The organism is Delftia sp. WSY_22 (assembly GCF_043104185.1).
Classification (GTDB): domain Bacteria; phylum Pseudomonadota; class Gammaproteobacteria; order Burkholderiales; family Burkholderiaceae_C; genus Comamonas; species Comamonas tsuruhatensis.
On the sequence record NZ_JBICKN010000007.1, the window covers coordinates 223,042 to 242,262 of the forward strand.

Genomic DNA, 19,221 nt, shown 5'->3' on the forward strand with positions numbered 1-19,221 from the left:
CCAAAGCGTTGAGCCCGCCTGTCGCCACCGCGCACGCCGTGCCCATGTCACGCCCCTCTCGCCAGGCCCTTGCCTGGCTTTTCGCGCTGGGCCTGCTGCTGGCGCTGTCGCTGGCCAGCCTGATGGTGGGCGCGGGCGACATGCACTGGAGCGTGCTGTGGTCGCGCAGCGAGGACGACCTGGCCAGCCAGGTGCTGGTCTACAGCCGCGTGCCGCGCACCCTGGCCCTGTTGCTGGCCGGCGCGTCCATGGCGGTCTGCGGACTGCTCATGCAGATGCTGGCACGCAACCACTTCGTGGAGCCTTCCACCGTGGGCACGGTGGAGTCGGCCAGCCTGGGCATGCTGGCCGCGTTCCTCTGGGTGCCGGACTGGCCGGTGATGGCCAAGATGGGCATCTCGGCCGTGGCGGCACTGCTGGGCACGGCGCTGTTCCTGGCCGTGCTCTCGCGCATCCGGCTGCGCTCGTCGTGGATGGTGCCCCTGGTCGGCCTGGTGCTGGCCGGCGTGCTGGAGGCAGCCGCCAGCTTTCTGGCGCTGCAGTTCGACATGATGCAGGCGCTCAAGTCCTGGTCCAACGGCGATTTCTCGCTGGTGGTTCAGGGCCGCTACGAGTTGCTGTGGCTGTCGCTGGGTGTCACCGCCCTGACCTGCCTGGCGGCCGACCGCTTCACCGTCGCCGGCCTGGGCGAGAGCTTTGCCACCAATCTGGGCCTGAACTACCGGCGCCTGGTCTGGCAGGGGCTGGTGGTGGTGGCCGTGGCCACTTCCGCCGTGGTGGTCACGGCCGGCAGCCTTCCCTTTGTGGGACTGATCGTGCCCAACGTGGTGCGCCTGGTCCTGGGTGACAACGTCCGCCGCAGCGTGCTGTGGGTGGCGCTGATCGGCGCGGGCCTGACCCTGCTGTGCGATCTGGTCGGGCGCATGCTGATCGCGCCCTATGAAATCCCCGTGGGCACCGTGCTGGGCGTGCTGGGCAGTGCCCTGTTCCTGGCGCTCATCCTGCGCCGCCGCAAGGACCGTGCATGAGCAGCCTGCCCCAATCCGTTGCTTGCGCCGATCCGTCTGCGCGCAGTTGGGGCCGGGGCCGACGCCTGGCGCTGCTGGGAGGGCTGGCGCTGCTGTGCCTGCTGGCCTTCATGACCGTGGGCGTCAGGACCGACTGGGCCTTCGTGCTGGAGCACCGGGGCGCCAAGGTGCTGACCATGGCCCTGGTGGCCTGCGCCATCGGCCTGTCCACCGTGGTGTTCCAGACCGTGTCGCACAACACCATCCTCACGCCTTCGGTGATGGGGCTGGATGCGCTGTACCTGTTCGTGCAGGCGGCCATGGTGCTGATGCTGGGCGCGGCAGGCGTGTCCGCCATGGGCGAGGTCGGGCGCTACGCGCTCAACATCGTGCTGATGGTGGGCTTCAGCGTGCTGCTGATGCGCTGGCTGTTCGTAGGCCATGCCAGCAGCCTGCACCTGATGCTGCTGGTGGGCATGGTGGGCGGCATCTTCTTTCGCAGCCTGGCCGGGCTGGCCATGCGCGTGCTCGATCCCAATGAGTTCACGGCGCTGCAGGACCGCATGTTCGCCAACTTCAACGCGGTGAACCTGCAGTTGCTGGTGCCGTCGCTGCTGCTGATCGCGCTGGGCAGCGCCTGGATCTGGCGCCAGCGCCACGTGCTGGACGTGATCTCGCTCGGGCGCGATGCCGCCATCGGCCTGGGCCTGGACTACGATGGCCGCGTGCTGCGGCTGCTGGCCGTGGTGGCCTGCATGGTGGCCGTGTCCACGGCCCTGGTCGGGCCTGTCATCTTCTTCGGTCTGCTGGTCAGCAACATGGCGTATCACGCCATGGGCACGCGCCGCCATGCCTGGGTGCTGCCTGCGGCCGTGCTCTGGGGCTGCGTGCTGCTCATGGGCGGCCAGGTGCTGCTGGAGCAGCTTTTTCAATTCAATACCGTGCTGAGCATCGTGGTGGAGTTCCTGGGTGGAATCGTCTTCATCGTGCTGCTCATGCGCAAGGGGACCCAATGATCGAGGTGCGTGATCTGCTCAAGCGCCATGGCGGCACGACCGTGCTGCAGGAGCTCAACTTCAACGTGCCCGAGCGGGCGCTGACGGCCATCATCGGCCCCAACGGGGCCGGCAAATCCACGCTGCTGTCCCTGGTCAGCCGCCTCATGCCGATCACGGAAGGCCAGGTGTTGGTGGCTGGCCGCGACGTGGCCACCACGCCCACCGAGGCGCTGGCGCGCATCATGGCCATCCTGCGCCAGGACAACCAGAGCACGCTGCGCCTGACGGTGCGCGACCTGGTGGGCTTCGGCCGCTTTCCGCACAGCAAGGGCCGGCTGGGCCCCGAGGATGTGCGCCATGTGGACGAGGCGCTGGAGTACCTGCAGCTCACGCCGCTGGCCGAGCGCTTTCTCGACGAGTTGTCAGGCGGCCAGCGCCAGCGCGCCTACATCGCCATGGTGCTGTGCCAGGACACGCCTTTCATCCTGCTGGACGAGCCGCTGAACAACCTGGACATGGCCCACGCCGTCAGCATGATGGGCCTGCTGCGCCGCGCCGTCACCGAGCGCGGCAAGACCGTGGTCATGGTGCTGCACGACATCAACTTCGCCTCCTGCTACGCCGACCACATCATCGCGCTCAAGGACGGCCGCCTGGCCGTGGCGGGCACGCCGGCCGAGGTCGTGCAGGACGAGGTCCTCAGCAGCCTCTACGGCATCCCCGTCAGCGTGCACGAGGTCAAGGGCCGCAGGCTTTGCCATTACTTTGGCTGAACATGCGGTGTTTCGGGCTTGGCGCGGCCTGAGGCGAGGGACACCAAGCAAGGGCCTAAGCCGGCCGCGCCGCCCCGCCGCGAGGGTGTCGCCGGCTGCCCGTATGCCCCCTCCCCCGCGAAGCGGGTAGAGAGGCGCCGTGCAACGGGGGAAGCAGCGTAAGCCGCTCAGGGGGTGCTTTTCTTCTTCAACAGCATGGAGTCGCCATAGCTGAAGAAGCGGTACTCCTGCGCGATCGCATGGCGGTACAGCGCCATCACCTGCTCGTAGCCGGCGAAGGCGCTGACCAGCATCATCAGCGTGCTCTTGGGCAGGTGGAAGTTGGTGATCAGCAGATCGACCACCTGGTACTCGAAGCCCGGTGTGATGAAGATGCGCGTATCGCCTGAGAAGTTGCCCGTCTGGGCCCAGGACTCCAGCGTGCGCACCGTGGTCGTGCCCACGGCGATGATGCGGCCGCCGCGCTGGCGGCAGCGTTCCAGCGCGGCCAGGGTGGCCAGCGGGATTTCGTACCACTCGCTGTGCATCTGGTGGTCGGCCAGGTTCTCGGTCTTCACGGGCTGGAAGGTGCCGGCGCCCACGTGCAGCGTGACGCTGGCGCGTTCGATGCCGCGCTCGGCCAGGCGGGCCAGCACGGCGTCGTCGAAGTGCAGGGCGGCCGTGGGTGCGGCCACGGCGCCGGGGCGGGCCGCGAAGACGGTCTGGTAGCGCTCGCTGTCTTCGGCGGCATCGGGGTCGTTGCCGGTTTCCTGGTGGCGCTCGATGTAGGGCGGCAGCGGCAGATGGCCGAAGCGCTCCATCAGCTCATGGGGCGTCTCGCCGCGCGGGCCTTCAAAGCTCAGGTGGAACAGCGGGCCGTTCTCGTCGGGCCAGCGGCCACGCAGCACGGCGTCGAAGCCGCCACCGTTCTTGCCGCCGCACAGGTGGATGCGCGAGCCGGGCAGGGGCTTCTTGCTGACGCGCATATGGGCCACGACGTCGTTGCCTTCGAGCACGCGCTCGACCAGCAGCTCCAGCCGGCCGCCGCTGGCCTTCTCGCCGAAGATGCGCGCCTTGATCACGCGCGTGTCGTTGAACACCAGCAGGTCGCCGGGCTGCAGCAGATCGGGCAGCTCGTGGAAGATGCGGTCGGCGGGCGGGTTGGCATCGTCGCGGCCGTCGAGCAGGCGCGAGGCACTGCGCTGGGCGGCAGGATGCTGGGCAATCAGCTTCTCGGGAAGCTCGAAGTCGAAATCGCTGAGCGAGAACACACGGGACAGGGAGGACATGCAGTGCTTGAGGGCCGGACATGGCCCGTTCCAAGTTCGTTGAACGGAAGCTGGCAATTGTCGCAAACCCTGGGGTCATCCCCGGAATTGCCGGCGATCACCTGGCCATGGCGGCCTGGGGCTGGCGCTCGAACTCCAGCCACAGCGATTCCAGATCGGGGAAGTCCCAGTCCGCAGGGTCTTCGCGCGCGATGATGCGATCGTTGCCCTGGCTTTCGGACAGGTCCTCGATCTCCGGCGTGATGCGGCAGGACTGGCGCAGCGAATAGAAGACCTTGACGCGCGGCGCCAGCAGGCTGGCCGGCGAGGCATCGACCACCACCGCCAGGCGCTGCGAATGCAGGCGCACCAGCGAGCCCAGCGGGTAGATGCCCACGGTCTGCACGAACTGCTCGAACAGCCGCTTGTCGAAATGGCGCGGACTCCACTCGGCCATGCGACGCAGCGCCTCCGAAGGCGGCCAGCCCTTCTTGTAGGGCCGGTCCGAGGTGATGGCATCGTAGACGTCGCAGATCGCCGTCATGCGCGCCAGCAGGCCGATGTCGCCCTGCTGCAGCCCGTCGGGGTAGCCGCTGCCGTCCACCTTTTCATGGTGGTGCAGGCAGGCATCGATGACCTCGTCGTCCAGGCCCAGCGGGCGCAGCAGCTGCTCGCCGTGGCGTGGATGGGCGCGCATCAGCGCCCATTCGGCGTCGTCCAGCGGACCGGGCTTGTTGAGCACGGTCACCGGAATGGCGGTCTTGCCCAGATCGTGCATGAGGCCGGCCATGCCGGCCTTGCGCAGGCTGTGGTCGTCCAGGCCCATGCGCTTGGCCAGGGCCACCATCAGCGCGCACACGGCCAGACTGTGCATGTAGGTGTAGTCGTCGGCGGTCTTCAGGCGGGCCAGGCCGATCAGCGCATGGGGATTGCGTGCAACGGAGGCCGTCACATCGTCCACCAGCTGTCCGGCGGCCGAGGCGTCCACGGGCCGGCCCAGCCGCGCATCGCTGAACAGGCGGCTCAGCAATTGCCTGGCCTGGGCGCAGGTCTGGGCCGCGCGGCGCAGCTCGGTGGCGGTGGAGATGGGGGCCGTGCTCTGCTCGGACGCAGGGCGGGCGTTGTCGGGGATCTGGTGGCGAAGCTCGTCCTGCGGGTCGAAGCGCAGGCAGGGCACCTGCACGCCCACGTCCAGGCCTTTGCGCACATCGATCCAGACCTCCTGGATGGAGGTGGCGCGCAGACGCTGGAGATCGGCCTCGGAGCGAAGCAGGAAACGGGTTCGCCAAAAGGGATGCTCCATCCAGGAGCCGCAGAACTCGTGCAGGAACATGCCCAGAGTGACATGCTGGACATTGATACGCTTCAACATGGCATTCGGTGGCGGGGTAACACTACGTAACGTCAGCGTGCATGGTAGCGGCTTCCCCAGAGACCCGGGGCGTCAAGGGTGCTTTGGGCAGGGCCGGCCGGCATGAACGTGGCGTGTTGCCTACACCTGTATATTCATACACTATGCTGCAAGCCAACGCGCATGTTCTGAAACAGGAAAGCCCATGCCCCTGAACGTCTCCTCTGCCTTTCCCGACCTGGGGCGCGACGCCCCTGGTGGCAAGGCCGCGCGCGCCGGCAAGGCAAAGGCTGGCGCAGGCAAGGGCGGCGCCAGGAAGGCCGGCAAGGCCTCTGCCACTTCGGGCGACAAGGCCGCCTCGCCTGCACAGCCCGCCGCCAGGCCTGCCGCCAGTCCCGCGCAGAAGGCGCTGCAGAAAATGGGCCTGGTGCGCGACATCGACCTGGCGCTGCACCTGCCGCTGCGCTATGAGGACGAGACCCGCATCACCGCGCTGCGCAATGCGCGCGAAGGCGATACGGTGCAGATCGAGGCCACGGTCACCCACAGCGAAGTGCAGCTGCGCCCTCGCCGCATGCTCAAGGTCACGGTGGACGACGGCACGGCCGAATGCGTGCTGACCTTCTTCAGCTTCTACCCTTCGCACCAGAAAACCCTGTCCGTGGGCGCGCGGCTGCGCATACGCGGCGAGGTCAAGGGCGGCTTTTGGGGACGGCAGATGCTGCACCCCGCGTTCCGCGCGGCCGGGGGGGATCTGCCCACGGCGCTCACGCCCGTCTATCCGGTGGCGGCAGGACTGCCCCAGGCCTATATCCGCCGCGCAGCGGCCACGGCCATGCTGCGGGCCGACCTCTCCGATACGCTGCCCGCAGGAGAGCACCCGCCCGTGGCCCATTTCCACGGCAACGGCGGGCTGCCGCCGCTGTTCAGCCTGCGTGACGCGCTGCAGTTCCTGCACCATCCCACGCCCGATGTGGCCCTGGCCACGCTGGAAGACCATTCGCATCCGGCCTGGCAGCGCCTGAAGGCCGAGGAACTGCTGGCCCAGCAACTGTCGCAATACGAGGCCAAGCGCGAGCGCGCGCGGCTCAGGGCGCCCGTGCTGCGCGCATTGCCCATGGACAGCGCCCAGGGACTGGCGCGCCAGTTTCTCGACCAGTTGCCCTTTGGCCTGACCGGTGCCCAGCAGCGCGTGGTGGGCGAGATCCTCGCCGACATGCAGCGCCGCATGCCCATGCACCGGCTGCTGCAGGGCGATGTGGGATCGGGCAAGACGGTGGTGGCGGCGCTGTCGGCCGTGGCCTGCATCGAGGCCGGCTGGCAGTGCGCGCTGATGGCGCCCACCGAAATCCTGGCCGAGCAGCATTTCGGCAAGCTGGTCGGCTGGCTGGAGCCGCTGCTGGCTCCGCTGGGCAAGCGCGTGGCCTGGCTGGCCGGCGCGCAGAAGAAGAAGGAGCGCACCGCCATGCTGGAGCTGGTCCGCAGCGGCGAGGCGGCCCTGGTGGTGGGCACGCATGCCGTCATCCAGGACCAGGTGGAGTTCAAGAACCTGGCGCTGGCCGTCATCGACGAGCAGCACCGCTTCGGCGTGGCCCAGCGGCTGGCGCTGCGCCAGAAACTCGCAGCCTCGGGCATGGAGCCCCATCTGCTGATGATGAGCGCCACCCCGATCCCGCGCACCCTGGCCATGAGCTACTACGCCGACCTGGATGTCTCCACCATCGACGAGCTGCCGCCGGGGCGTACGCCCATCGTCACCAAGCTCATTGCCGACAGCCGCAAGGACGAAGTCATCGAACGCATCGGCGCCCAGGTCGCCCAGGGGCGCCAGGTCTACTGGGTGTGTCCGCTGATCGAGGAAAGCGAGGCGCTGGACCTGTCCAACGCCACGGCCACCCACGCCTACCTCAGCGAGATGCTGCCCGATGTCATGGTCGGCCTGCTGCATTCGCGCATGCCCACGGCCGAGAAGAAGGCGGTGATGGAGCTGTTCTCGGCCGGCGTCATGGGCGTGCTGGTCTCCACCACCGTGATCGAAGTGGGCGTCGATGTGCCCAATGCCTCGCTCATGGTGATCGAGCATGCGGAGCGCTTTGGCCTGTCGCAGCTGCACCAGCTGCGCGGGCGCGTGGGACGGGGCGCTGCAGCTTCGGCCTGCGTGCTGCTGTATTCGGTGGGAGACAGCGGCCGCCTGGGCGAGACGGCCAAGGACCGGCTGCGTGCCATGGCCGAAACCAACGACGGCTTCGAGATCGCGCGGCGCGACCTGGAGATTCGCGGTCCGGGCGAATTCCTGGGTGCGCGCCAATCAGGCGCTCCCATGCTGCGCTTTGCCGATCTGGAGCAGGACCTGATGCTGCTCGACTGGGCCCGCGAGCTGGCGCCTCGCATGCTGGAGCAGCACCCGCAACTGGCCCAGCGGCATGTGGACCGCTGGTTGGGCGGCAAGGCCGAATTCCTCAAGGCCTGATGGGCCGGCCCCCGCTTGCGGGATGTTCCTGTTACGTATTTTTACGCGCACGGGCGCTGCCTGGTGGCGGCCTGCTCCGCAGGCCTGCAGCACGCGCCAGGCAAGGTTTGCGTGTGCGTTGTAGCTGTCGGTAGGGAGCGCTTCATGCGGTCCTGACGGTGACATCTGCGCGCGGCGACGGCATTGAGTATTTGTGACATTTTGGTACATTGAGTCGCAAAAAACAGGGTAGGTCCATCCGGGAGGGGATGGCCTGCCACTCCTCCCCACGCTTCCCCACGGGGAGGACGGCCGTGATCACTCTTGTGTTGTCCCATCTTTCTGAGAATGAGGAGCCGTCCACATGAATGAAGCCGTTCAAGCGAATGAACTCGTCGAGACCTCCTGGCGCATGGGCCTGGTGGCCCTGTCCTATGGCATTGCCGTGCTGGGCTCCTTCGTGGCCCTCACGGCGGCACAGCGCATCCGCGGGCGCACGGGAATCAGCTGGCTGAATCTGCTGGCGGCCGGCACGGCGCTGGGCGGCATAGGCGTGTGGTCCATGCATTTCACGGGCATGCTGGCGCTGAACCTGGGCATGGGCTCGGGCTACTCCATGGTCGAAACCCTGGTGTCCCTGGTGGCTGCCGTCGCTGCGACCTCGGTGGCGCTGGCCTTTGTCGCGCGGCGGCCCGAAAGCGGGTTGCGCGTGCTGGGCGCCGGCACCCTGCTGGGCCTGGGCGTGGCCTTCATGCATTACCTGGGCATGTACGGCATGCGCTTTCCGGGCTTCATCGTCTGGTCCGTTCCCACCGTGGTGCTGTCCGTGGCCATTGCCGTGGTGGCGGCCAGCGCCGCTCTTTGGCTGTCGTTTCGCACCGGCTCGCTGGGCATGCGGGCGCTGGCGGCTGCCGTGATGGGGGCGGCAGTATGCTCCATGCATTACACGGGCATGGCCGCAGCAGACTTTGTATGCATTTCCGAGACACAGCGGTATGCTCGGCCGCAAGGTTTTGCCGTGATCAGCGCTTTGGACCTTCCCGTCTTTACCGTGATCGTGGCCATAGGCCTGGCAGCATTGATAGGCATGGACCAGCTCATGCAGCAGCGCGACCGGATGCGCCGGCCGCTGCACTAGGTGGATAAATGCAAAAAGCCGGCAGGTCGGGGAGCGCGCAGTGGTCATGCGTGGACGAGGACTGGCACAATCGAAATAGGACAAATCCTAGAGTCTGCACAGGAACTTTTGAGGGGAGCACCCCGGCAACCGGGCCGCAAGGCCTGGTTGCACAAAGGTTTCGGCCCAGGTTCCAGGTCTAAGACCATCGTATTTCCCGAGGTTCCCTCCCAGACACAGCTCGCCAATGACACTTACCGAACTCAAATACATCGTGGCCGTGGCACGTGAAAAGCATTTTGGCCGCGCCGCCGAAGCCTGTTATGTGTCCCAGCCCACGTTGTCCGTGGCGATCAAAAAGCTGGAGGAGGAGCTCGATGTCAAGCTCTTCGAGCGCAGTGCCGGCGAAGTGTCGGTCACGTCGCTGGGAGAGGAGATCATCCGGCAGGCGCAAAGCGTGCTGGAGCAGGCCGCCGAGATCAAGGAAATCGCCAAGCGCGGCAAGGACCCGCTGTCGGGCGTGCTCACGCTGGGCGTGATCTACACCATCGGCCCCTACCTGCTGCCCGATCTGGTGCGCAACTCCATCCTGCGCACGCCGCAGATGCCGCTGATGCTGCAGGAGAACTACACCATCAAGCTGCTGGAGATGCTGCGCACGGGCGAGATCGACTGCGCCATCGTCGCCGAGCCCTTCCCCGACACCGGCCTGGCGCTGGCGCCGCTGTATGACGAGCCCTTCATGGCTGCCGTGCCCAGCACCCATGCGCTGGCCCAGAAGGACCATGTCTCCACCAGCGATCTCAAGAACGAGACCATGCTGCTGCTGGGCTCGGGCCACTGCTTCCGCGACCATGTGCTCCAGGTCTGCCCCGAGTTCGCACGCTATGCCAGCAACGCCGAAGGCATTCGCCGCACCTTCGAAGGTTCGTCGCTGGAGACCATCAAGCACATGGTGGCCGCCGGCATGGGTGTGACCCTGGTGCCGCGCCTGTCCGTGCCCGCCGATGCGCTGGAGACCACGGCGCGCCGCCGCAAGACCGACGAGCCGCACATCCGCTACCTGCCCATCCTCGAGGACGACGGCTCGGCCCCGCCCACGCGCCGCGTGGTCCTGGCCTGGCGCCGCAGCTTCACGCGCTACGAGGCCATCGCCGCCCTGCGCAACGCGGTCTACGCCTGCGCCTTGCCCGGCGTCAAACGCCTGTCCTGATGACTGCACCGCTGCGCGGGCCGTGCCTCCAGGGCCACCGCGCTTGCGTTATCGTTGCTTTCGGTCTCCGGGCGGTCTGCCCGGGGCATATTCCATCCGTACGAAGTTGAAAGGGATCCCATGGCCAAAAATGCCAGCAAAGACAAGTCCGGTGCAAAGAAGCCAGAGGCCGTGCAGGCCGCCAAGACCGTGCAGGCAGCGACGGCCGATGTCGCACCGGTGTCCGTGCGCTCCAGCGCCATCCACATCGGCATCAGCGACAAGGACCGTGCCGCCATCTCCAAGGGCCTGTCGGCCCTGCTGGCCGACACCTACACGCTCTATCTGACAACGCACAACTTCCACTGGAACGTCACGGGCCCGATGTTCAACACACTGCACACCATGTTCATGGGGCAGTACACGGAACTGTGGAACGCCGTTGATCCCATCGCCGAGCGCATCCGCGCCCTGGGCCATTTCGCACCGGGCTCCTATGCCGACTTCGGCAAGCTCACCAGCCTGGCCGACGTGCCCCACGATCCGCCCAAGGCCCTGGAGATGGTGCGCATCCTGGTGGCAGGCCATGAAGCCGTGGCACGCACGGCGCGCAGCCTCTTCCCGCTGGCCGACAAGGCCAGCGACGAGCCCACGGCCGACCTGCTGACCCAGCGCCTGACCGTGCATGAGCAGACCGCCTGGATGCTGCGTGCCCTGCTTGAAGAGTGATGCTGCACATGTCCCAAGCACCTGCCACGGCCCGGGAGTGATGACCGCGCATGCTCCGGACCTGGATTGACGCACACGCCGCCACGAGCGGCCTGTGCCTGGTACTGGCCGCCTTGGGCGGCCTTTTTTTCTACCTGCGCCTGCCCGCCGCCGCGCGGCTGCGCCATGCAGGCCTGCCGATGCCACGCGCCGCATGGCAGGGCCTGGTGGCGGCGGGCCTGCTGGCCGCGCTGGCCCTGGGCGTGATGGTGCGCGACATGCTGGGCCTGGGCCAGCCCGCAGGCTGCGACTCCTGCACCGACTGGCCGGTGCTGGATGATGCCCTGCACCAGTGGCTTGCTGGCCATGCCACCGATGCCTGGGTGCGCCCCGTGGTCGCCTTCACCCAGCTGGGCCATGTGGGCTGGATGGTGTCGCTGTCTGTTGCCGTGCTGGCGCTGCTGCTGTGGCGCCGCGACTGGCTGCATGCGGCCGCCTGGGTGGTGGCCACGGCGGGAGTCGGTCTGTGGATACGCGCCATCAAGACCAGCGTGGGCCGCCCGCGCCCCGTGGGCGGCTGGGTGCCCGAGGGCGGCTTCAGCTTCCCCAGCGGCCACAGCGCCGGCACCTTCGTGCTCTATCTGATGCTGGCCTGGCTGCTGCTGCCGTACCTGCGGCCTGCCTGGCGCTGGTGCGTGGGCCTGGCGGCCCTGGCCGTTGCCCTGGGCGTGGGGGCCAGCCGCGTCGTGCTGCGCGTGCACTATGCCAGCGATGTGCTGGCTGGCTGGCTGCTGGGCCTGGCCTGGATGGCGCTGGTGATCTGTGCCGTGGAGTGGGCGCAAACCCGCGTTGCCGGCAGGCGCGGCTGAGGCGCGCCGCCGAGCCCGCCCGCCCAGCGGCGACAATGCGGGCATTTTCGAATGTGATGCGTGCGATGGTCGGCCCACGGCCGCCATCGGCGCCCAGACGCCATGCCTACCTCCTCCTCTACGCCCATGCCTGCGCCCCGGCGCAGCAAACTGTCGCTCTACCTGGACCTGGTCCGCTTCAACCGGCCGGCCGGCTGGCTGGTCCTGGTCTGGCCCACGCTGGCCGCACTGTGGGTGGCGGCGGGCGGGTTTCCGGGCTGGCATCTGCTGGTGGTCTTCGTGCTGGGCACGGTGCTGATGCGCAGCGCCGGCTGCTGCATCAACGACATCGCCGACCGCGACTTCGACCGCCACGTCAAGCGCACCACGCAGCGCCCCATCACCTCGGGACTGGTCTCGGTCAAGGAGGCCGCGCTGCTGGGCGCGGCCCTGGCCCTGGTTTCGCTGGGCCTGGTGCTGACCACCCGCTGGGAGGCCGTGGCCTGGTCCGTGCCCGCCGTGCTGTTCACCATCCTCTACCCGTTCACCAAGCGCTTCTTCGCCATGCCCCAGGCGTTTCTGGGCATTGCCTTCAATTTCGGCATCGTCATCGCCTTCGCCGCCGTGCAGGGGCAGGTGCCGGCCACGGCCTGGATTCTGTGGCTGGCCAACATGTTCCTGGTGCTGGCCTATGACACCGAATACGCCATGGTGGACCGCGACGATGACCTCAAGATCGGCATGAAGACCTCGGCCATCACCCTGGGCCGCTTCGACGTGGCGGCCGTCATGGGTTTCTTCGTGCTCTGCGGCCTGCTCACGGTCTGGGCGTTAGCACCCTTCGGCCTGGCCTGGCCTTTCTGGCTGGGCCTGGCCGTGGCTGCGGCCCAGGTGATCTGGCACTTCACCCTGATCCGCCACCGCACGCGCGAAGGCTGCTTCGTGGCATTCAGCAAGAGCCACTGGATCGGTGCCAGTCTGTTCGCGGGTGTGGCGCTGGGGTTTGCGCTGCGCTGAGGGCTCAGCGCTGAAAAAAGAAGGGAGGCCGGTGCCTCCCTTTTGCATGGTGCCTGGGGCGCGCTGCGCCTGGCTCAGCGGCCGAATTCGGCGGCCAGCTCCTTGGCCCGTGTTTCCGCCGCCCGCATGGCGGCCACGAAATGCTCGGGCACCTGCTGCGCCTGCAGGTGCGTGATGGCGGCGTGGGTGGTGCCTCCCTTGCTGGTGACGCGCTGGCGCAGCACCTCGGCGCTTTCGCTGGAGCGGGCGGCCAGCTCCGAGGCGCCCTGGAAGGTGGCCACGCCCAGGCGGTAGGACTGCTCGGCCGTGAGGCCCATGTCCACGCCAGCCTGTGTCATGGCTTCGAGGAACAGGAAGACATAGGCCGGGCCCGAGCCCGACAGGGCGGTCACGGCGTCCAGGTGCGCTTCCTGGTCGACCCAGACGAACTGGCCCGTGGTGGCCACCACCTGCTCGATGGCGCTCTTGCCTGCGGCATCGACCTGGGCGCATGCGAACAGGCCCGTCATGCCCTTGCCCACCAGGGCGGGCGTGTTGGGCATGGCGCGCACGATGCGGCCCGTGCCCAGCCACTGGGCGATGGCGTCCGTGGGAATGCCGGCGGCCACGCTCAGGTGCAGGGCCTGGGCGGTGTGCGGCGCCACGGCCTGGGCGGCTTCCTTGAAGGTCTGGGGCTTGACGGCCCAGACCACGATGCCGGCACCGTCCAGCGCGCTGGCGGCGGCCGCGGCATCGGCATGGGCCGTGATGCCGAAGTTCGTGCGCAGCGCATCGCGTGCAGCCTCGAAGGGTTCGACGACGACGATGCGGTCTGCGGATTGGCCCTGGCCGATCAGTCCGCCGATGATGGCGCTGGCCATGTTGCCGCCACCGATGAAGGCGATGACAGGGGAGGCTGTGGAAACGGTGTTCATGCTGGTGGCGGTGGAGAAGGAAAACGAAGAGTTTAGAGCGTGTTCCCACCGTGCCAGCGCATGTCCACGCCATGGCTGGCGGCCAGGTCCAGGGGCTGTGCCGGGGCGCCGGGCCGCTGGCGCAGGGTGAGCGCGCAAGGGCCCTCTCCGCGCGTGGCAAGGCGCTGGCGCAGTGCGTCGCAGGCCGCCAGTGCCTGCGCGCCTTGCAGCAGCAGATCGAAGCCTGGCAATGCCAGCCGCGCGCCCTGGTTGTCCAGCTTCTCCAGCGGCAGGCCCGGGCCCAGCAGCGCCCGGTAGCGGTCCAGGCTGGCCTCCAGGTCGTGCACGGCGACGGTCAGCGAGGCCACGCCCAGCGCGCCGTTGGGATGCTCGCGCACGCTGCCTTCGGGCACGCGCAGCGCGCGCGGCGTGACGTCGCCGCACAGGAAGGGCAGGTCGGGCGTGGCGTGGCGCGCCGTCTGCCACAGCAGTTGCGCGCCGTCGGGGCGTACGCGGCCTCCGTCCACGGGGCCGACCAGGGTGTCCAGCCCCCGCCCGCGCGCCTCGGCCAGGGCCTGGGAGGTGCTGCGGGGCAGCAGGGCGAAGTCCACCAGCCCTTCGCCATGGTCGCGCAGCGTGCGGTACCAGCGCTCTTCGGGCGCCGGGGCGGTCCAGGCAATGATCTCCAGGTAGGCGCCATCGGCAAAGACGACCAGCGCGTTGTGCGAGGTGCGGCCCGGATGGCGGCCGCCGATGGCGACCTGGAAGCCCAGCGCGCGGTAGTCCGCCACGGCGGCCTCGAGGTCCTGCACGGCGATGACGATGTGGTCCAGCGGAAGTGCCATGAATGCTCCTGTGTTGTAAGGGGGTGCCGTCCGGATTCTCAGTCTTCGAGCTGGATCTTGTTGTCCCGCACGAAGCGGCCCCAGCGCTCATATTCCTGGCGCACCCAGCGGTCGAGGGCGGGTCCGTCCGTGGCCATGACTTCGAAGCCCGACTGCATGAGCTTGCTGCGGATGTCGGGCGTGTTCAGCGTGGCCTGGAAGTCTTCGGTGAGCTTGTGCACCGTGGCGGCCGGCGTGGCGGAAGGCGCGAACACGCCGATCCACGAATAGGCCTCGAAGCCCGCAAAGCCCGATTCGGCCACGGTGGGCACGTCGGGCAGCTCGGGCAGGCGCTTGAGGCCGGTCACCGCCAGCGGCTTGATCTTGCCCGCCGAAATCTGGCCGCGCAGCGCCGCGTAGCTGAGCAGGGTGAGGTCGGACACATTGCCGAGCACGGCCTGCACGGCCGGGCCGCCGCCGCCGTAGGGCACGTGCAGCACGTAGGTGCCCGAGCGGCGCTTGATGTCTTCCATCACCAGGTGGTTCATGGACCCCAGGCCGGTCGATGCGTAGCTGTATTTGCCCGGGTTGCGGCGCGCCAGCTCCAGGAAGCCGGCCAGGTCCTTGGCGGGCACCGAGGCCGAGGCGCCGATCACCAGCGGAAAGCGCAGCGCCAGCGACACGCCCGTGAAGTCCTTGAAGGTGTCGTAGGGCAGCCGGGACTTGGCGATGGGATTGATGGCATGGGTGTCGAAGCTGAACAGCAGGGTGTTGCCGTCCGGGGCGGACTTGGCCACGTACTGGGTGGCGATCTGGCTGGCGGCGCCGGGGCGGTTCTCGACGATCACCGACCGCCCGGCCACCTCGCCCAGGCGCGGCTGCAGTATGCGCGCGGCGATGTCGGTGCTGCCCCCTGGCGGGAAGGTGATGACCAGCTTGAGCGGGGCGGCACCCTGCGCGAACGCCGTGCCCGCCGGCCCCAGCAGGGATGCGGCGGCCATGGCCAGCAGCAGCTGGCGGCGGTAGAGGTGGCGTGAAGGGCTGCGTGAAGGGCTGCGTGAAGGGCGGCAGGGCATGGAAACTCCTTTTCAAGCGCATTGACGGGCAGAGGGGAGAGGGGGTCTGTGCGTGGGGCCTGGCGTCAACCCATCCATTGGCTCACCGGCACGGCCGTGTCCTGGAGCTCTTGCGAGATCACATCCACCAGCGCCGGGCCGTCGTGCATCAGCGCAGCCTTGAGCGCGGCTTCGAGGTCTGCCGGGTCCTCCACGCGCCATGCCTTGACGCCGAAGGCCTCGGCCACGCGGGCATGGTGGGTGCGGTTGAAGTCGACGGAGAAGTAGCGTTCATCGTAGCCGGACTTCTGGCTGGCCTTGATCCAGCCGAACACGCTGTTGGAGAACACGATCATCTTCAGCGGCACGTTGCGGCGCACGATGGTTTCCAGTTCGCCGCAGGTGAAGCCGAAACTGCCGTCGCCCATGACCGCGACGACCACGGAATCGGGCTGGCCGATGGCTGCGCCAAAGCCGGCGGACATGGCAAAGCCCAGCGCCCCGTGCGCGCGGTTGGTGATGAAGTGCCGGCCGGCCTGGGGCGCGTCGAAATAGGCCGTGAAGTAGGGGCAGGGTGTGCCGGGGTCGGCCACCACGATGGCGCGCGCGGGCAGCAGGCGGTTGAGCGTGTCCACCACGCGCTCGGGCTTGATGGGGCGCTCCAGCGAGGCGGCCAGCGGCGCGAAGAAGGCCTGCTTGGCGGCGCGCGCGGTGGCCGCCAGCGCGGCGCCGTCCGCGGCATCGGCGGGGCGGCGGGCGATGCGCTGCTGCACGGCTGCGTGCAGCGCCTGCAGGCCCAGCAGGGCGTCGCCCACCAGGGCCACGTCGGTGCGGTAGTTGGTGCCTATGGTCATGGCGTCCACGTCCAGATGGACGATGGTCACCTTGCGCGAGGGCATCTGCCAGTGCTCGGTGGTGGTGGAGCCGGCCCGGGCGCCGATGAACATCACCAGATCGGCCTGCGCCACCACGGCGCGCGTGGCCTCCACGCCACCATTGGTGCCCACCACGCCGGCATTGAGCGGATGGCTGCCCGCCAGGCTGCCCTGGCCGCTGACGCTGGAGCACACGGGCGCATTGAGCAGGGTGGCCAGCGCATCCAGCGCGGCGCTGGCGCCCGCGATCAGCACGCCGCCGCCGCAGATCAGCACGGGGCAGCGTGCCGCCACCAGGCGGTCGGCAGCCTCGGCCACGGCCGCCGGATCGGGCGCGGACCGGTAGGCGGGATAGCGGTCATGGCCGGGCTGGGCCCAGACATCGGCCGGATCCAGCGCGTGCTTTTGCACGTCATAGGGCAGGCAGATATGGGTGGCGCCCGGCCGGCCCGTGGTCATGGCGCGAAAGGCGCTGCGCACGGCATGCGGAATCTGGTCCACGCGGTCGATGGTGGTATTCCACTTGGTCAGCGGCCTGTACAGCGCCTGCTGGTCCAGTTCGGTCAGCGGGAACTTGCCACGCGCGCCCACGGAAACGTCCGAGGTGATGCCCAGCACGGGCACCGAGGACTCGTTGGCCTCGGCCAGGCCGGGCAGCAGGTAGGTGGCGCCGCCGCCGCTGGGGCCTTCGCACACGCCCACCTTGCCGGTGACGCGCGCATACGCGTCGGCCATGTAGCCGGCGCTGCGCTCGTCCCGCGTGAGGATGTGGTCCATGCCGTGGTCCAGCCGCGCCATGGCGTCGTAGAAGGGCAGGCTGGTGTCGCCGCACAGGCCGAAGATGTGCTTGACGCCGTTGAGCTGAAGCATGCGGACCATGGCGTCGGCGCCATTGAAAGCGGTGGTCATGTCGGGAGTCTCCGGGCAGGTTGGATGAGGGGTTTTTAAGAATCCATTTCAGTATACTTAAAAGTATCCAAAGCGCCAGAGGGCACAATGGCGCCATGAAAATCTCCAACATCCGCCACGAACGGGGCTCCAGCGTCTACAGCACGCTGCGTGACATGGCCATTTCCTACGAGTTCAAACCGGGCGAGCGCCTGAGCGAGAGCGAACTGGCGCTGCGCCTGGGCGTGAGCCGCACGCCCGTGCGCGAGGCACTGACGCGGCTGGTGGCCGACGGTTTTCTGCTGCCCGCCAGCCGCGGCTACATGCGGCGCGAACTGGACGTGAAGGAGTCACTGGACCTGTACGAGGCCCGCGTGGCCGTGGAGCGCGAATGCGTGCGCTTGGCCGTGGAGCGCGCCACCGATGCCCAGATCGACGAGGCGCGGGCCTATCTGGAGCAGAGCCAGCGCGTGGCCTCCGACACGCCGGTGCGGCAGCTGGTGGACCTGGACGAGGGATTCCATCTGCGCATTGCCGACATGGCTGGCAATGCCGAGCTGCGGCGCATGCTGGTGAGCCTGAACGAGCGCATCCGCTTCATCCGGTGGATCGACATGGAGAACGTGGGGCGCGCCTCCACCCAGCACGAGCACCTGGAAATCCTGCAGGCCTTGAGCGACCGCGACGCCCAGGCCAGCGAGCGCCTGATGGCCGAGCACATCGGCCTGCGGCGCGAGCAGATCGTGGAGGCGATTGCGCGCGGTCTGACGCGCATCTACCTGCCGCAGGAGCAGGTGCAGGCCACGCCCTGAAGCGCCTTCAGGGGGTGCAGGGCGTCGAGGGCCGGTAGGCGGTGACCAGGATCTGGTTGGCCTGCGCCGGGTTGAAGTTGTCGTCGCTGGCGAACACCAGCACGCGCGTGCCATCGGGCAGCGGCGGGCCCCAGGACATGGCCTCCATGTTGTCCAGCCGCCCGCGCTGAACCGTGGACAGGTCCGCAATCAGCTGCTTGGCTGCCACCTGCGGCGGGTTGCGCATGAAGCTGTCCATGGCCAGCGTATCGGGCGCTTGCAGGCCGATGCGGTACAGCCGCGCGCCAAAGCCGTGGCCCGGGCTGTAGGAGCGCTCCAGTACCAGCAGATGGTCGGGACCGTCCGGCAGGATTTCGCTGATGCCGTTGACCTCGCGCTGGGGCAGGGCCCAGCTGGCGGCCGGCACGGCATCGGGCTGGTAGGCGATCTGGCGCAGCAGCCGGCCGTCGTCCAGGCTGACCAGGCTGATGCGCACGGGCGCGCCCGCCGTGGCGGCGCTGGCGCGCGGGCCGTCCTGGCGCAGCGGCGCCTCCAGGGCCAGCCAGGCCTGCTGTCCGTCCGGCGTGACGGCCAGCCCCTCGAAGCCGAAGTTCGAGCGCAGGCCCGGCCTGCCGTCCTTGTCCTTGAATGCGTAGAACCACCGCGCGATCTGGCGGCCCGTGGCGTCGGTCCTCACCAGCGAGGTGCCAAAGCCCCGGCCCGGGTCGCCTTCATCGGTCCACAGCAGGCCGCCGTCCGGCAGCAGGCGGATGGCTTCGGGGTCGGGCACGGGCTGGGTGGCGGGCGCAGCGTGGCGCGGGAGCAGCCGCTGGCCCTGGGTATCGCGCAGCGGGTGCAGCTCGGTGATCCGCGCCTGCCAGGGATTGGAGCCGGCGCGCTGCCCGGCAGGAACCTGCTCCACGCGCAGCCGCATCCAGCGTGCGTGCCCGCGTGCCGAGCGGTCATCGCTGATGGCCACGTAGTCGCCGCGCTGCGCGTCGTAGTCCAGGCCCGAGATGCCGCCGGTGGTGGCGCCATGGATGGGCTCATCGCGCGCAATCGTGGTGCTGCCCAGCCATTGCAGGCGTGCGCAGGCGGTGGGCTGCGGGACCAGCAGCGCCTGCGGTGGCGCGGCACAGCCTGCCAGCCACAGGCCGCAAGCAACCAGGCTGGCAAGCCGGCGCAAGA

The 19,221-nt window shown here is 68.6% G+C and carries 17 protein-coding genes; 10 read left to right on the plus strand and 7 right to left on the minus strand.

Going from position 1 to position 19,221, the window contains the following annotated elements; genetic code table 11:
* The first annotated feature begins 44 nt into the window (after nt 1-44).
* From ACF8NF_RS06090 to ACF8NF_RS06100, 3 genes are read left to right on the plus strand one after another with little or no spacing between them, the layout of a single operon-like run.
* Nucleotides 45-1,028 (plus strand): ABC transporter permease, encoded by a 984-nt coding sequence (locus ACF8NF_RS06090; RefSeq protein WP_392450264.1) that lies wholly within the window; start codon nt 45-47, stop codon nt 1,026-1,028.
* Nucleotides 1,025-2,023, plus strand: a complete 999-nt coding sequence (locus ACF8NF_RS06095; RefSeq protein WP_016449148.1) for an iron chelate uptake ABC transporter family permease subunit — start codon at nt 1,025-1,027, stop codon at nt 2,021-2,023. Before ACF8NF_RS06090 ends, ACF8NF_RS06095 begins: the two co-directional genes overlap by 4 nt.
* Nucleotides 2,020-2,778 (plus strand): ABC transporter ATP-binding protein, encoded by a 759-nt coding sequence (locus ACF8NF_RS06100; RefSeq protein ID WP_016449149.1) that lies wholly within the window; start codon nt 2,020-2,022, stop codon nt 2,776-2,778. The genes ACF8NF_RS06095 and ACF8NF_RS06100 overlap by 4 nt, the downstream gene beginning before the upstream one ends.
* Before the next feature lie 167 nt (nt 2,779-2,945).
* On the opposite strand, the gene queA is transcribed toward ACF8NF_RS06100, so the two are convergent.
* Nucleotides 2,946-4,046: a tRNA preQ1(34) S-adenosylmethionine ribosyltransferase-isomerase QueA gene (gene queA / locus ACF8NF_RS06105; protein WP_016449150.1), complete on the minus strand. Its 1,101-nt coding sequence runs from the start codon at nt 4,044-4,046 to the stop codon at nt 2,946-2,948.
* 97 nt (nt 4,047-4,143) lie between these two features.
* Nucleotides 4,144-5,397, minus strand: coding sequence for an HD-GYP domain-containing protein (locus tag ACF8NF_RS06110; protein WP_016449151.1), 1,254 nt, complete (start codon nt 5,395-5,397; stop codon nt 4,144-4,146).
* A 184-nt stretch (nt 5,398-5,581) separates the two neighbouring features.
* Between ACF8NF_RS06110 and recG the strand changes: the two genes are divergently transcribed.
* The 6 genes from recG to ubiA all read left to right on the plus strand — a co-directional run bounded on the left by recG (nt 5,582) and on the right by ubiA (nt 12,707).
* The gene (gene recG, locus ACF8NF_RS06115; RefSeq protein WP_016449152.1) at nt 5,582-7,846 is read left to right on the plus strand and encodes an ATP-dependent DNA helicase RecG; all 2,265 of its coding nucleotides are present in this window, start codon (nt 5,582-5,584) and stop codon (nt 7,844-7,846) included.
* Between the two features lie 343 nt (nt 7,847-8,189).
* Nucleotides 8,190-8,963 (plus strand): MHYT domain-containing protein, encoded by a 774-nt coding sequence (locus ACF8NF_RS06120; protein WP_043789162.1) that lies wholly within the window; start codon nt 8,190-8,192, stop codon nt 8,961-8,963.
* 226 nt (nt 8,964-9,189) lie between these two features.
* Nucleotides 9,190-10,155 carry a LysR substrate-binding domain-containing protein gene (locus ACF8NF_RS06125; RefSeq protein WP_016449154.1) on the plus strand — a complete coding sequence of 322 codons (966 nt, stop codon included), beginning with the start codon at nt 9,190-9,192 and terminating at the stop codon, nt 10,153-10,155.
* 120 nt (nt 10,156-10,275) lie between these two features.
* Nucleotides 10,276-10,863: a Dps family protein gene (locus ACF8NF_RS06130; protein WP_016449155.1), complete on the plus strand. Its 588-nt coding sequence runs from the start codon at nt 10,276-10,278 to the stop codon at nt 10,861-10,863.
* A 50-nt stretch (nt 10,864-10,913) separates the two neighbouring features.
* Nucleotides 10,914-11,711, plus strand: coding sequence for a phosphatase PAP2 family protein (locus ACF8NF_RS06135; RefSeq protein ID WP_016449156.1), 798 nt, complete (start codon nt 10,914-10,916; stop codon nt 11,709-11,711).
* 126 nt (nt 11,712-11,837) lie between these two features.
* Nucleotides 11,838-12,707 (plus strand): 4-hydroxybenzoate octaprenyltransferase, encoded by an 870-nt coding sequence (gene ubiA / locus ACF8NF_RS06140; RefSeq protein ID WP_046242069.1) that lies wholly within the window; start codon nt 11,838-11,840, stop codon nt 12,705-12,707.
* A 74-nt stretch (nt 12,708-12,781) separates the two neighbouring features.
* On the opposite strand, the gene proC is transcribed toward ubiA, so the two are convergent.
* The 4 genes from proC to ACF8NF_RS06160 all read right to left on the minus strand — a co-directional run bounded on the left by proC (nt 12,782) and on the right by ACF8NF_RS06160 (nt 17,263).
* Entirely contained in the window at nt 12,782-13,621 is an 840-nt protein-coding gene (proC, locus tag ACF8NF_RS06145; protein ID WP_046242070.1) for a pyrroline-5-carboxylate reductase, read from the minus strand.
* A gap of 32 nt (nt 13,622-13,653) precedes the next feature.
* The gene (locus ACF8NF_RS06150) at nt 13,654-14,445 is read right to left on the minus strand and encodes a VOC family protein (RefSeq protein WP_160851562.1); all 792 of its coding nucleotides are present in this window, start codon (nt 14,443-14,445) and stop codon (nt 13,654-13,656) included.
* A gap of 38 nt (nt 14,446-14,483) precedes the next feature.
* Nucleotides 14,484-15,500 (minus strand): tripartite tricarboxylate transporter substrate binding protein, encoded by a 1,017-nt coding sequence (locus ACF8NF_RS06155; RefSeq protein ID WP_209799256.1) that lies wholly within the window; start codon nt 15,498-15,500, stop codon nt 14,484-14,486.
* 65 nt (nt 15,501-15,565) lie between these two features.
* Nucleotides 15,566-17,263, minus strand: coding sequence for a thiamine pyrophosphate-binding protein (locus ACF8NF_RS06160; protein WP_288898290.1), 1,698 nt, complete (start codon nt 17,261-17,263; stop codon nt 15,566-15,568).
* 95 nt (nt 17,264-17,358) lie between these two features.
* Here ACF8NF_RS06160 and ACF8NF_RS06165 point away from each other — a divergent pair, with 95 nt between their 5' ends.
* Nucleotides 17,359-18,054, plus strand: coding sequence for a GntR family transcriptional regulator (locus tag ACF8NF_RS06165; RefSeq protein ID WP_016449162.1), 696 nt, complete (start codon nt 17,359-17,361; stop codon nt 18,052-18,054).
* A 7-nt stretch (nt 18,055-18,061) separates the two neighbouring features.
* Here ACF8NF_RS06165 and ACF8NF_RS06170 read toward each other — a convergent pair whose 3' ends face one another.
* A complete protein-coding gene (locus tag ACF8NF_RS06170; protein WP_392450266.1) occupies nt 18,062-19,219 on the minus strand; it encodes an esterase-like activity of phytase family protein in 1,158 nt (385 codons plus the stop codon).
* Nucleotides 19,220-19,221: the final 2 nt, after the last annotated feature.

Bases quoted from the DNA above. Each gene is read 5' to 3' on its own strand.
- ACF8NF_RS06090 (WP_392450264.1), top strand. From the start codon at position 45: ATGTCACGCCCCTCTCGCCAGGCCCTTGCCTGGCTTTTCGCGCTGGGC.
- ACF8NF_RS06095 (WP_016449148.1), top strand. From the start codon at position 1,025: ATGAGCAGCCTGCCCCAATCCGTTGCTTGCGCCGATCCGTCTGCGCGC.
- ACF8NF_RS06100 (WP_016449149.1), top strand. From the start codon at position 2,020: ATGATCGAGGTGCGTGATCTGCTCAAGCGCCATGGCGGCACGACCGTG.
- queA (WP_016449150.1), bottom strand. From the start codon at position 4,046: ATGTCCTCCCTGTCCCGTGTGTTCTCGCTCAGCGATTTCGACTTCGAG.
- ACF8NF_RS06110 (WP_016449151.1), bottom strand. From the start codon at position 5,397: ATGTTGAAGCGTATCAATGTCCAGCATGTCACTCTGGGCATGTTCCTG.
- recG (WP_016449152.1), top strand. From the start codon at position 5,582: ATGCCCCTGAACGTCTCCTCTGCCTTTCCCGACCTGGGGCGCGACGCC.
- ACF8NF_RS06120 (WP_043789162.1), top strand. From the start codon at position 8,190: ATGAATGAAGCCGTTCAAGCGAATGAACTCGTCGAGACCTCCTGGCGC.
- ACF8NF_RS06125 (WP_016449154.1), top strand. From the start codon at position 9,190: ATGACACTTACCGAACTCAAATACATCGTGGCCGTGGCACGTGAAAAG.
- ACF8NF_RS06130 (WP_016449155.1), top strand. From the start codon at position 10,276: ATGGCCAAAAATGCCAGCAAAGACAAGTCCGGTGCAAAGAAGCCAGAG.
- ACF8NF_RS06135 (WP_016449156.1), top strand. From the start codon at position 10,914: ATGCTCCGGACCTGGATTGACGCACACGCCGCCACGAGCGGCCTGTGC.
- ubiA (WP_046242069.1), top strand. From the start codon at position 11,838: ATGCCTGCGCCCCGGCGCAGCAAACTGTCGCTCTACCTGGACCTGGTC.
- proC (WP_046242070.1), bottom strand. From the start codon at position 13,621: ATGAACACCGTTTCCACAGCCTCCCCTGTCATCGCCTTCATCGGTGGC.
- ACF8NF_RS06150 (WP_160851562.1), bottom strand. From the start codon at position 14,445: ATGGCACTTCCGCTGGACCACATCGTCATCGCCGTGCAGGACCTCGAG.
- ACF8NF_RS06155 (WP_209799256.1), bottom strand. From the start codon at position 15,500: ATGCCCTGCCGCCCTTCACGCAGCCCTTCACGCAGCCCTTCACGCCAC.
- ACF8NF_RS06160 (WP_288898290.1), bottom strand. From the start codon at position 17,263: ATGACCACCGCTTTCAATGGCGCCGACGCCATGGTCCGCATGCTTCAG.
- ACF8NF_RS06165 (WP_016449162.1), top strand. From the start codon at position 17,359: ATGAAAATCTCCAACATCCGCCACGAACGGGGCTCCAGCGTCTACAGC.